This is a genomic window from Fibrobacter sp., assembly GCA_012523595.1.
GTDB lineage: Bacteria > Fibrobacterota > Chitinivibrionia > Chitinivibrionales > Chitinispirillaceae > JAAYIG01.
In genome coordinates this window covers 64082-77817 of sequence record JAAYIG010000076.1, presented here as the reverse complement: position 1 = coordinate 77817, position 13736 = coordinate 64082, and the positions used below count along the sequence as shown (strand labels likewise).

General features: G+C 45.5%; 8 protein-coding genes. 6 read left to right on the top strand and 2 right to left on the bottom strand.

All coding sequences use genetic code 11. The features are described 5' to 3' along the window. The 4 genes from carB to GX089_04755 form a co-directional block, all read left to right on the top strand. The coding region (carB, locus tag GX089_04770; GenBank protein ID NLP01787.1) for a carbamoyl-phosphate synthase large subunit at positions 1 to 1683 on the top strand (1683 nt) is incomplete at its 5' end. Positions 1684 to 1889: 206 nt separating this feature from the next. Then, the gene (locus GX089_04765; protein NLP01786.1) at positions 1890 to 3518 is read left to right on the top strand and encodes a CTP synthase; all 1629 of its coding nucleotides are present in this window, start codon (positions 1890 to 1892) and stop codon (positions 3516 to 3518) included. A 1-nt stretch (position 3519) separates the two neighbouring features. Further along, entirely contained in the window at positions 3520 to 4926 is a 1407-nt protein-coding gene (locus GX089_04760; protein NLP01785.1) for an amidophosphoribosyltransferase, read from the top strand. A 302-nt stretch (positions 4927 to 5228) separates the two neighbouring features. Next, entirely contained in the window at positions 5229 to 5477 is a 249-nt protein-coding gene (locus GX089_04755; GenBank protein NLP01784.1) for a hypothetical protein, read from the top strand. Positions 5478 to 5579: 102 nt separating this feature from the next. On the opposite strand, the gene GX089_04750 is transcribed toward GX089_04755, so the two are convergent. Together GX089_04750 and GX089_04745 are read right to left on the bottom strand one after the other, a co-directional pair. Continuing rightward, complete coding sequence (locus GX089_04750) at positions 5580 to 6314, bottom strand: metallophosphoesterase family protein (protein NLP01783.1); 735 nt, start codon at positions 6312 to 6314, stop codon at positions 5580 to 5582. Between the two features lie 5 nt (positions 6315 to 6319). Next, positions 6320 to 7018 (bottom strand): FHA domain-containing protein, encoded by a 699-nt coding sequence (locus tag GX089_04745; GenBank protein ID NLP01782.1) that lies wholly within the window; start codon positions 7016 to 7018, stop codon positions 6320 to 6322. 270 nt (positions 7019 to 7288) lie between these two features. On the opposite strand from GX089_04745, the gene GX089_04740 reads away from it, so the two are divergent. Both GX089_04740 and GX089_04735 read left to right on the top strand, forming a co-directional pair. Next, positions 7289 to 8041, top strand: coding sequence for a hypothetical protein (locus GX089_04740; GenBank protein NLP01781.1), 753 nt, complete (start codon positions 7289 to 7291; stop codon positions 8039 to 8041). Between the two features lie 206 nt (positions 8042 to 8247). Then, positions 8248 to 13734, top strand: coding sequence for a hypothetical protein (locus GX089_04735; GenBank protein NLP01780.1), 5487 nt, complete (start codon positions 8248 to 8250; stop codon positions 13732 to 13734). Positions 13735 to 13736 lie beyond the last annotated feature (2 nt).

Sequence of the window (13736 nt, the reverse complement as noted above, 5' to 3'; positions counted from 1 at the left end):
GCAGCCGAATTCGAGGCCTGTACTCCCTACTATTACTCCACATACGAACAGGAAGACGAATGCAGAAGCTCTGAAAAGCGTAAAGTTGTGATTCTGGGAGGCGGTCCCAACAGAATCGGTCAGGGGATAGAGTTCGATTACTGCTGCTGTCAGGCGTCGTTTGCACTTGAGGAACTGGGATATGAATCCATAATGGTCAACTCCAACCCCGAAACAGTCAGCACCGATTATGACACGTCGGATAAGCTCTATTTTGAACCTTTGACATTTGAAGACGTGATGAATATCATTGACAAGGAAAAACCTGACGGGGTGATAGTCCAGTTTGGCGGGCAGACTCCTCTGAACCTGGCCAGGCGTCTTCTTGAAGCAGGCGCGCCGATAATCGGAACTACAGTGGAATCCATTCAGAGAGCGGAAGATCGTGATGAGTTTTCGGCAATGATATCGAAACTGGGTCTTCTCCAGCCTCCCAACAGAACAGCATCCAGTACAGAGGAAGCGCTCCGAGTTGCCAACAGTATCGGTTATCCGGTTCTCCTTCGGCCCTCTTTTGTTCTTGGCGGCCGTGCGATGAAGATAGTGTACGATGATGAGAAGCTGCTTTCATTTATTTCCGAAGCCCGGGCTGCTTCAGAGAACCGCCCTGTTCTTATCGATAAATTCATAGGTGATGCACTGGAGGTGGATGTTGATGCGATATCGGATGGACAAACGGTAATGATCTGCGGGATTATGGAGCATATCGAGGAGGCTGGAATTCATTCAGGTGACAGCGCCTGTGTGCTTCCCCCTCATACGCTCTCTGAGGAGGTGATAAGTGATATCCGGCACAATACGGTGGCGATTGCCAGGGAGCTTTCGGTAGTGGGCCTGCTTAACATCCAGTTTGCCGTCAAGGATGAAACGGTTTACGTTCTGGAAGTTAACCCCAGAGCATCCAGAACCGTTCCCTTTGTCAGCAAGGCTACAGGCGTACCCTGGGCGAGGATAGCTGCTAAAGTGATGACGGGTCTTAAGCTGCCTGATATTCCGGAGGCTGTGGAACGATCGATGGACTATTTTGCCGTGAAGGAATGTGTGCTTCCGTTCAACAAATTTCCAGGCGCAGATATAATCCTGGGACCTGAGATGAGATCAACAGGGGAAGTAATGGGTATCGATAAGGATTTCGGACTCGCTTTTGCAAAATCACAGGAAGCGGCAGGCAACATTCTCCCCCGTTCAGGTTCCGTTTTTATCAGCGTAAAGAACAGCATGAGCAGGAACATCATTTTCATGGTGAAACTGGTTGCATCGATGGGGTTTCGGATTTACGCCTCAGAGGGGACCTGGAAGGTGCTGAGTTCAAATGGGATTAATGTCAAGATGGTTCCAAAGATCGGTGAGGGCAAACCTGATATCATCGATCTGATAAAGGGGAACGAATTCGACCTCATAATAAACGTTCCTGACGGAAGGAAGTCGCAGATAGATTCCAGGCCGATCCGCAGCGCAGCCGTGGCTCAGGGAATTCCCTACATAACCACGCTTGAAGGGGCGCAGGCTGCAATCAGCGGGATGTATTCACTTGAAAGAACTGGTTTTTCTGTAAAGCCGATTCAGCTCCATACTATGGATTCTCTGGGAAAGGAGCGGAAATACAAGCATGATCTTGATCTCAGGACCTCCATGTGGAATTGAGGCCTGTTATTGAGAATATCCGGTAAAGCTATGCATTCCGTAAAAGCAGCATGTTTCCGGGTCGGGGCTGGTATCGGAATTGGTATCGGTAAATTATTGAATATCAGGTTAGTGTAAGCCGGAATCGATCTTATTTCGATACTGGTGCCGATTCTGAGAACAATACAGTATAAAAAATTTGCCAATTTTTCAGGAGACGTTAAATAATGCCTAAATTCATTTTCGTTACCGGTGGAGTGGTTTCCTCTCTTGGGAAGGGTATCACTGCCGCATCGATTGGTTTACTTCTGAAATCACGTGGTCTGCATGTGGTGAATCAGAAGTTTGATCCTTATCTTAATGTAGATCCTGGTACCATGAACCCCTACCAGCATGGGGAGGTATATGTGACAGACGATGGTGCCGAGACTGATCTGGATCTCGGGCACTACGAGCGCTTTACAGGTGTAACGACCAGCCGTTACTGCAATTTCACATCCGGACAGATTTACGATTCCATAATAAAGAAGGAGCGGCGCGGGGATTTTCTTGGGGGGACGGTTCAGGTTGTGCCGCATGTGACAACCGAAATCTGCGAAAGTATCCGTTCTGTGGTGGCACCCGGTGTTGATGTGGTGATAAGTGAGATTGGCGGAACAGTGGGAGATATAGAGAGTCTCCCCTACCTTGAGGCTCTCCGCCAGTTCAGGATCCAGGCTGGAAGGGGAAATGTGCTTTTTGTTCATGTTACCCTGGTTCCTTATCTGCACAAAGCCGGTGAGGTCAAGACCAAGCCTACCCAGCACTCAGTTGCCGCACTGCGTGAGATCGGGATCATACCCGATATCCTTATATGCAGGACCGAAAAACATCTGGAGAAAGACGTCCGCAGGAAGCTTTCACTTTTCTGTAATGTTGATAAGGAAGCAGTAATAGAGGCCCTCGATGCTCCAAACACAATATATGAAGTACCTCTGGAATTTGCAGCCCAGGAACTTGATACAGTCATACTGGATTATCTGGGGCTGAGGGCCGGGCGGAGAGATCTTAAGCCATGGCGGGACTATGTGGACCGGGTCACTGGTGCTAAAAACTCGGTAGAGATAGGAATTGTAGGAAAGTACAGCGAACTTCTGGATGCTTACAAATCGATTCATGAGGCGCTCGATCATGCCGGTTCGATGCATTCTGTCAAGGTGAATATCAGAAGTATCTCAGCAGAGGAGATTGAGAAGCAGGGTGCAGAGAGGGTCCTGGGGGATCTTGATGGAGTGCTGGTACCGGGAGGATTCGGCTCCAGAGGTCTTGATGGAAAAATCAACGCTGTCAGATATGCACGTGAAAAGAGGATCCCGTTTCTGGGTATCTGTCTGGGGATGCAGATGGCGGTAATTGAATTTGCAAGGAATGTTCTGAAGCTGGAACATGCTGACAGTACCGAAAACCATCCTGATACGCCCTATCCGGTCATTCACCTTATGGAGGAGCAGAAAAAGGTATTGAATAAAGGCGCAAGTATGAGGCTTGGATCTTATCCCTGTGTTCTGAAAAACGGGACATCTGCAAAGCAGAGTTATGGTATTGAAACCATTAACGAGCGACACAGGCACCGCTACGAGTTCAACAATTCCTACAGAGAGCAGTTTGAGAAAGCCGGAATGGTGATCTCAGGGGAGTCTCCGGATGGAATGCTGGCAGAGATAGTAGAAATAAGTGATCATCCCTGGTATGTAGCATCCCAGTTTCATCCGGAGTTCAAATCCAGGCCTGTAGACCCTCATCCTCTTTTCAGGGATTTTGTCGGTGCATGCCTGAAGTGCAGGATTTCAGAATCTGTTAAACAAGGTGAGTGCTGACATGTCGGATTCCATTCACGAATCGTGCGGTATTTTTGGTGTTTTCAATCACCACCAGGCATCACACATGGTTTATCTGGGCCTTTATGCACTGCAGCACCGGGGTCAGGAGAGTACCGGAATTGCTGCTGCTGACGGGGGGAATATAAATGTTCAGAAAGGGATGGGCCTGGTCGGCAATGTCTTCAAACACAGAAGTGTAATTGACAATCTGATCGGAGAGTCGGCAATAGGACACAACAGGTATTCCACAACCGGTTCATCAACTATCGAGAATGCGCAGCCAATACTGATAAACTGCCGTGCCGGCCAGATTGCCGGCGCGCACAACGGTAATCTGACAAACGCATCCTCACTGCGCAAAAGAATGGTAAATGATGGTTCGATATTCATGTCGGACACCGATACCGAGGTGATAATGCATCTTATTGCCAGGTCAAAACGGGAATCAGTCGATGCGATGATACTTGACGCTCTCTCAGGTGTTTACGGGGCATATTCGGTTGTTTTCCTTACCGGCAGTTCCCTTTACGGAGCGCGCGATCCCAGAGGGATGCGGCCTCTGCTTCTGGGAAAAAACCCGGAAGGCAGCTATTTCCTCTCATCTGAAACTTGTGCATTCGACCTGATAGGCGCGCAGATGATAAGGGAGATCGAGCCCGGGGAGATGATAAAGATTGATAAACATGGGATAGTTTCCTACCGGATTCCGGTTTTCGAGCCTGAAGTAAAACCCGCCCATTGTGTGTTTGAATTTATCTATTTCTCCCGTCCCGACAGTTTCGTATTCGGAAGCAATGTTGACAAAGTAAGAAGAAAATTCGGTCGTCAACTGGCAATTGAACATCCCGTAAAAGATGCGGACCTGGTGATGGGAGTTCCTGATTCGGCAACAACTGCTGCACTGGGGTTTTCTGAGGAATCGGGAGTAAGATTCGATATCGGTCTTATCCGCAACCACTATGTGGGACGGACATTCATTCATCCCGGACAGGCTAACCGCGATTTCGGGGTAAGAATAAAATTTAATCCTGTAAAGGGTGTATTAAAAGGCAAGAAGGTGGTAATAGTTGATGACTCCATAGTGCGCGGAACTACTATGAAAAAGATACTCCGCCTGGTCAAAACGGCAGAACCGGCTGAAGTTCATCTCAGGATCTCTTCACCTCCGGTACTCTGTCCCTGCTTTTATGGGATTGACATGCCAACAGGGGGCGAACTTATAGCATCGAGCCGTTCAATTGAGGAGATAAAAAAATACCTGGAAGTGGATTCACTGGGTTTTCTTTCCATAGAAGGGATGCTTTCTGTTCTGCCAACGCCCCAGAATTTCTGTACGGCGTGTTTCAGCGGAAAATACCCGGTAAACACGGAAAAGCAATTTGACAAAACAGAGACAATGTCCTGAATAGAGAGATCCGTAAGAGAGCACTGAAAGAATTCTCCACGAGTACTCTTCGAAAAGACAACCATACTTATCACCCATATTTAAGACTCGTCAACTCATGAGTTTGACAGAGTAGTATCTTTAATTTATTTTTTATGACATCTTTAGTTTCACACTTTTTCACCCTTAAACCGGAGGCGTTATGTTTCGTTCCAAAAGTCTTGCTGTTGTTGCCGTTCTTTTATCAGGAATTCTGATAATGGGCTGTAACGATTGACAAGCTTGTTGAAGGTTCTGCTGTAACACCATTTTCTGAGGAAGACATGCTTGTAAAGTTTACTCAATCAGCTATGGTTTCTTATGTAAACTTAGGTGATTGCTTTATGGAGATGTCTGACGAATACTTAATAGAAAATGGAACCTTTTCCTCTGGTGGAGAATCAGGAAGTGTTTCATTATCAGGCAATAAGCTTGTTATAAAAGGTAAGGAAGACGGAGTAAATTACGAAATGCATTTGACCAAATACAGTGGTTCTGCACCCACTAATATCTGCGACGATTTTGGCTTTTAATACGTACAGACATAAAATAACAATTTTTGTTATTAAAAAGGGGAGCGGATAGTGGTTATCTGCTCCCTTTTTTTACACAATCTATAGAGGGCTTATCTTCTGTTATCTCCCATCCTCTAGTCGGGAAATTAAAAACTCCGGCATTCTGGCTTTTTTCATCTTTGCCTGGGCCTTCTCAATATTATAAGTAACACGGCGGTAGGAGAATACACCCTTTTCACTGTCAAATATCCCGTAACAAGATCCGGGGTTTCTATCACGCGGCTGGCCGACACTTCCCACATTTATCAGCAGACGAGCCCCCTCAACATCATGAAGACATACCGATGTATCCTGGTGAACATAGAGTTCATTATTCTTGTCGAGCACAATAATCAGAGGAATATGGGTATGCCCGATAAAACAGAGTTGGGAATCAAAAAACTGGAAGTTAAAGGCTGCCTCTTCAAGTGATGTTATGTAATACCACATATTCGGTTCATACGGAGTTGCATGAACCAGTGTCATCTGGAGTTTCTGGTGTTTGTAAGGCTGTGATCTGAGAAATTGCCGGGATTCTTTTTTGAGATTTCTCGATGTCCACTCTATAGCAATCTTGGCGTGGATGTTGAAGTGCTGAGTCGAGAGTAAATCTACCGCTGCTGCGTCGTGATTCCCAAGCAGAGTGACTGGACATCTTTTATTCACTATTTCCACGCACTCATTGGGGTTAGCCCCATAACCCACGATATCGCCCAGACAGATTACCTCATCAATACTCTGTCCGTCAATATCTTTCAGAACTGCTTCCAGAGCTTCAAGATTGGCATGAATGTCGGATATGAACGCAAATCTCATCTGGATTATCCATTCTCCATGAAGCGGAAAGTGCTGGAACCGATCTCGATGCGGTCTTTATGCTGGAGGAGATGATTTCGGATCGATTTGCCGTTCACCTTTATTTTACCCATGAGTTTATTAGCATGTATGTAGAAACCTTCCGTCTGTTTTTCTATTGAAACCTGGCCCTCACCTATCATAAATCCCGAAACAAAAATATCATCATCTTCGCCGTTTCCTACGGAAAGGAAGGGCTTATCAAGCTTATAAACCACGTGTTTATTTGTTTCAATCAATACTGCTGAACTCTCTTCTTTTTCAGTTTTTACATCCTTTTCATCAACGATTTGTTCAGATTGGGCAATCGGCTGGCTGTAGGCGGAAGGTGCAGGCTGCATTTCCTGGAATCCAATGTGGGATTCCTGATCCAGGTTGATTTGCTCAAAGAGTATAGTGTACTTGCCGATTGTGATTTTATCACCACTGTTGAGAGTGATTCTCTTCACCCGTTTTCCATTTACATAGGTACCATTCAGAGAGTTGAGATCAGAAAGAACATACTTATGGTCAGCATCTTCTTCGATCTTTGTGTGCCGGCGGGAGATGCCCATATTTGCAATTGAAATTGTGTTTTCAGGAAGCCGTCCGATGCTGACAACCGGCTCATCCAGTTCATAGGTCTTGAGCGGTTCTCCATTGTAAAAAACTACAAATTTGAGCATAAAATCAATATCTCTGTTTCAACAGGAAAAAAAAATATACAACTTACAATTATTTCAGGCAATAAATCAACAAACAGCCACCGTTTTTTTTCAGAAAACCTCAAAACCGGTCAGCCTGACCTGTATAAAGAATATAATTCGTACTGTCAATAGATAAACAAGATATAAATTGCAGTAGCAAAGGTTCAAGATATATCTTACTTTTCTATAACTATTCAGGTTTTCAGAGATATAAATTTGTATTTTCTCTTTTCTCGATCCATTTTGAATATGGCCTTATTTTTCCTGATTTTCCTTCTGACCCCCCTGACAGAAACAACGGCGCAAAACCTGGCACATGAAGATCCTGCAGGTCACTTTAGAGCCATCTCCCAGACTCTTGATTCGCTGGACCTGGAAAAACAGGCCAGAAAACGCACCGGCAGATCCATCCAGGAGTTAGAATCAAAACAGGCTATTCTGTTCGACTCTCTCCATATTTTGAAAAAGAAGCTCCAATCCACTTCGCCAGCCCCTGTAACGGTACGCAAGATCGCCTCTATTCCCTTTCCACCGCAGAACATTTTTGACTGGATCATCATGATTGTTGGAGCCGCGGCAGCAATTTCGGGAGTTATGCTGGTAATCGGAGTGCTCAGAAATATCGCAGGAAGAAAAAAAAGCCCTCCTGCGAGGCCTGCAGGCAAGGTAACCTATTCCCTTAAAGACATCATGAGTACACCCTCCCCCTTAAAGGATGAAGACCCTGAACCTGCAGTTTCAGCGCAGGAAAACAACCCGGCTGACGATCTGCGGCAGAGAGTTGCATCCACTCAGTATGAGTCCCGGTTACAGGGTAAATCCGGAGATATCGACAAACTGGTTGAACCTGATCCGGAACCTCAGCAGTTAAATGAACTTGAATTCAACGTGCTTCAGGCGGCCAAAGATGGTGTTTCGGTCCAGGAGATCTCCCGCAGGTTCCATATCAGCGCTGATCATGTTTCTCTGATTCTGAGGATCTCCGGATTCAAGCAGAAGTAACAATGACTTATACACACAAGTTCCATCAGAATTTAAAAAATACAGAGTTGCTTTCCGCACAGTTATCAATGCATAATATGTGTAGATTTGCTTAAATCATAAGTCCGCTCAAACTGGATTCCCGAAACAGAAGCAATACTATTCTGCTGACATTCCGGGAGAGAAACGGGCGGTTTCCATTTACAACTTTCCGGGTACAGCCTGCTATGATCCCTGATTCTATTATAGTTGCCGCCTGCACTATCCCGGAGTCACTTAACTCAAAAAAAACTGCCCGAGGGATTGTTGAAAAAAGGGTCGATCCTGAGACGGTTATCATAAAAGTCGGGCAGGATAAGATAGAAGCGAAAGTACCTGAGGGCAAACTGCAAGCTGGTGATGCAGTTATCCTGAAAGTCCGGAAAGACTATGTTCTTCTGGAAAAAATGCAGATCCAATCAGAGCAATCTTCCAGGCAGCCAGATACCTTCTCCTCCGAAAAACCCCTTTACAGCAGTAAACAGATAAGCAGTGTTTTGAATACAGCCATTGACCAGTTAAAAGCGGAACCGAATAACCATCATCTGCCTCAGAGAATCATCTCTGTTATTAATGCGATGAAATCCGGGATCTCAGATAATCAACGTGAAGCTCTCCGGAAGGCTGTTACAGCCGCTGCTGATCCCGGCAATTCACCGGCAGAAATACAAAGCCGCAGACAGGAACTCATCAACCTGCTGGAATCAATTGAAAAGGAGATTGTAAAGAGCCCGCCGGTAAAGGGTTCGGAAAAACTGATAATTCTGGAGATACCTGATCGGAACATACCTGAAGGTCTGTATAAGTTTTCGGGTAAAGAGGATCTGCAAGCATTCCTGCAAAGAAAAGGGATTCAGATTCCGGATCCGGGAAATACACATAACGGAAGTGCAGAAAGCAGAAATGATCTTTATCTCAGGACATTTCCCTCAGATTCAGGGACCACGGCAATATTGCTTGATAAAATGGGTTCCGTGGGAGAATTGGAGTCCTGGACACGGGGGTTCTCAAGCAGTGCCATGCAATCGATACCAGTCCGGGTCTTTGAGCAGATTCTCAGCAGTGTGGGAAAGATCGATCTTTCGGCCCTTAATCAGATTGATGCGATTCTTCAGTCAGCGCAATACACTCTGCCGCAATCGCGCGCAGGCTCCGAAGCCGCCCAGGCAGCGTCTGTTGCTCAATGGCTGCAGACAGCACTTGAAAACAGTTCGATACTGACTGAGATTACAATGCGGCCACCTGTCAGCGCCTCGACAGTTGCAATACAGCTCGAGGAGATAAACAGATCTCTGAGTGATGATTCCATTCATCACCTGACTACTCCTGAACAGATCGCAGTTACAGATAAGATTCTTGAGAGCAGAGATAACAGGGCAGATTTTCTGACAAAACTGATGCAGAAAATCGGATATAATTTTGAGAATAAAATCGCTGCATCAGAAAATGTAAAGATAGGAGATAAACCGGATCTGAAATCCTCTCTACTTTCATTTATCAATTCCATAAAAGAGTCAACCCCGGTTAAAAGCAGTCCTCAGGTTGATGAAGTCAAAGAAACCCTGGAAAAGATTGAATCACTTCGTAAAAGTATAGAAGCTCGTATACAGGCTCCAGAGATGGAAACTCCGGAAGTGCAAACGGAGAAAAATGCAAATATCGTGGCCAAAGCAGTTTCACTGGCCCATTGGATCCACACTACACCTCAAAGCACTCAGGCAACCACGTCCTTTAAAGGGAAAAGCGGCAGGGACAACAATTTTGCCTCCACACTCTCATTTCTGCTGAAAGAGATCAGCACCTCGATTGACAAGAAGGTTCTTCCGGAGTTCACAGATCCGGTTTTAGCAGAAAAAGCGGCAGATTCTGTGGACACAAAGAGCAAAACCGATTTCTTTGCAAAGCTTCTGCGCATGTTCGCAATTGATGCCGAAAGGGGCAACGGGGAATCTAACCCGGCACAAAAGAGTGTTTTTCATGATCTGTCAAAAACAATCCTTTCCCTGTTTGGAGCTGAAACCGGTACAGATTCATTGGAGAGCAATTTCACACAGAAAAGTAATGACAAAACATTTGTTGAGAGTTCCCGGTTTATTCCAGAGCAGGGCGACCCTGAAAAAATCTCACCAGAGAAAAAAATTCCTCCTGAGGACATAAAAGAACTTCTTACAAAAGTGGAATCTCTTCGCAGAAGTATCGAGGCGCAGCAGCAGGTTATCAAAACCGGCAATTCTGAAGCACAAGTAGCAGCGAAGGCTCAGGTTATTGCCAGAGCGGTCTCTATCGCCAACTGGTTCAATTCCTCAGAAGATGGCATTTCTGCCGCACTCAATGCCATTCTGAAAGAAATCAGCTCGCCAGAAAGCAAATTACTCTCATCTATCACGAATCCGCAGTATGTAAAAGATGCCGCGGAAAGCCCTGATGTAAAGAGCAGAGCAGATCTGTGGGCAAAGCTGCCTTTCACTTCCGGAGTTACTGAGAACCGTACCGACACCACTTCTGCCCTGACACAAAAGCACTCCCCTTCTGACCTTGTAAACACTATCATTTCGTTCCTTACTGCAGGGGAGAAAATCAAACCTCCAGACGACATTTCAGATTTCGCTGCTGATAAAGCATATTCCAGTACCCCATCTCAGAATCGTCCTGAGCAGGTTAAGGCTGAAAATGTACTCCCCTCAGGTAAAAACAATCTCTCACCTGAGGAGATCAGGGAATTTCAGGCCAGAATTGAGTCTCTGAAAAAAACTATAGAGGCACATTCAGGTGCTGCCAACATCGGGTCTGACGAAGAGAAGTGGAAAGAGAGAACTCTGATTGTGGAAAAAACCATTTCCCTTGCAAGATGGCTCAATTCCTCTTCGGAAACAGATCAGACTGAGGTAGTAAAGGCAGAAAGGCCAAACACGGTATCAGCAATAAACGCGCTGCTTAAAGAGATAATCACCGCAATTGACAAAAAGTCCTTGCCTGAATTTACTACCCCCGCTTTTGTCAGAAATGCGGTGGAATCTGCTGAAAGCACCGGCAGAAATGGTTTACTCGAACAAATTCTGAGAATTTCTGGAACCGATACCGTACAAGGGGGAACACATTCAAAATCAGTGTTCAGACAGGCATTCATCGAGTTGACCAGCTCCATCGCTTCATTTCTGATTGAAAAAAACAGCTCCTCCTCAGAGGCAACTCAGGAAATCTCCAGCCGGGATACCGTCGGCAAGCCGTTAACATACACTTCATTTGTAAAGACAGAGCATGTCAACGCTGAAAAAGCAATTCCGCCTCAGGGAAACAGAATTCCTCCTGAAGACACAAATGAGCTCCTGGAAATAATCGATTCTCTGCGCAAGAGTTTACAGGCACGGCTACAGCTCAGTGAAGCGGAATTCACAGACAACCAGGCAGTCTCAAAAGGTAAGATTGAGGAGAAAGCAGCAGCGCTGGTAAAATGGTTCAGTTCAGGTGCAGAGGTCAGTCAATCAGGCCGGGAAATAACTTCTGAAAACGAAAAAAACGCCTCGATACTGAATTCGCTGCTTAAAGCGATTCACACAGCTCTCGATAAAAGATCTTTACCTGAATTTTCAAACCCGGAGTTTGTGAAATCAACTGCAGAATCACCGGATGTCAAAAGCAGAATAGACTTCCTGGCGAAACTGCTGGAGAAATCAGGTATCAGGCCAGACTATCAGGAAATCAGTCGCGATATTCCGGAAAAGACCGCCCCGGTGGTAACACAGATGGGAAATCATTCTCCTGAACAGACGGCTGCAGCAGGCACAGGGTCACAGTTCCGGACAGAGAATATTGAGGAATTGAAGGTGCAGTTGGAGTCGCTAAAAAAAGAGCTGATGTCTCAGTTGCAGAAAGTGGAGGCAGAAACCGGGAGAAAACAGATAGAAGAGGGATTGGTCAATCTCGCAAAAGCTCTTTCAGAAATACCCGACAGACTGGAAAAACTTATCAGTGAAAAACTTATAAGCTCAGAAAGATCTGATATATCCGACAGCATAAGCCGTTCCCTCATAAAAGAGTTTCTTTCTGACAAAGCAGTCACAGATGCCTTTCTTTTGAAATTCCACCCCATTCCCATTCCCGATGACAGCACGCTTCTTGAAAAAATCAAAGTTCTTACAGAAATGATTGCTGATCCATCTGCAGGGAAAGGTGAACAACTGATACAGACACTCAAAGAATTTATCTCAGGTAAATTGCCGGCACACCTGTCGCTGCTTTCCGGTCTGCTTAATGGAATTGCCTCAGCATCACCGGAAAAAGAGCAGAGCGGATCTCAACTGTTCTCTTTTATCAGAAACGAGACAGCAGAAATAATTAAAAATATCATTCCTGAAACATTTGACTGGTTTTCCGAAAAGCTGACAGAGACAAAACTACCTGCAACTGTTAACCAGGGTACAGCACAAAAATCAGATGCGCCGCAGGTCTTAAAACCGGAATACCTGCCATCCCTTCCTGCTCTCAGAACTAATCTTGTCAATACCGCAACAGAAATTTTGAATACTTTACAAAGTTTTGAGAAAGCCCTGAACACTCAACTGTCAAGTTTAATTCCTGCGATGAAAGAATCTGCCGGACAGGCGGAATCTATGCCCCTGCCTGTTCTTTCCGGAAACAGGCAACCTGAAGCCGCTAAACAGATGATAAACCTTCCTGAGGTAATCGGTATGAGAGTGACCAGGGCTCTCAGGGAAATACGAGAACTGGCGGAAAGGATTATCCCTGAAAGCAAAACAGAAGAGGAGGGCTTGACAAATGCAGCTTCGGGAAGAGATGGAGTTAAAACGAGGCAATCTGTACGCGAGACTGTCAGTGAATCAATCACCCGAAGGGAGTTCTTAAACCGGACAGAACAGGTCATAAGCAAAGCTGTCTCTGATCTGAAAGATACGTTAGCCAGAGTCAATACCGGATCCCATGACTCTCTCTCAGGTGGTACCGGTCACACCAGGCTTCAGGGGCACACAGTTCAAACCTCTGTTATTCTGGAAAAAGCTGTTGAGGAGGTAATAAGGCATCTACGTGATTTACAGGATTCAATAAAGGATAATTCTTCGTCTCATATATCAAAGCAGGCAGACAGAAATGAATCAACGCGAGCTTATGAACCCGGGAGTTCCGAAAGATTATCAGAGAAAAGCATTCAGCATGAAACAGATGTATTTACCGGCAAGGCACAGATACGCCAGTCTGTCGAATCGCTCCTTAACCGTCTGGAATCACTTCAACTGCTCGCAAGACAGACCCCTACCCCATCGGGGGATCAGCAGATAGTGGCTTTGCCAATGAAAATCGGTGGTGAATGGACAGAAGTCAACATAAGGTTTATAAAGAAGAAAGAGGGCAGGGACAAAAAATCAAAGCAGAATCATTTTTCTGTGTACCTCAATGTCTCTCCTTCACAGCTTGGTGCAATTTCTGTCAAATTGGAATATGAACTGAAGAAAAGCATGTGTCTTGATATTGAGTTTGAGAAAAGAGAGAGCAGATCATGGTTTTCGCGCAACAGTGAGAGCCTCCGGAAAGCTCTAAGCAAACTTGACCTTCCTCAGGTACGGATGATAATTCATCAGGTAAGGACAAAAGAGCAGAAGAGAGAGCAGAAAAGAGAACAGTATAAAGAAACTGATGGAGCAATCGATTTGAAGATTTGAGA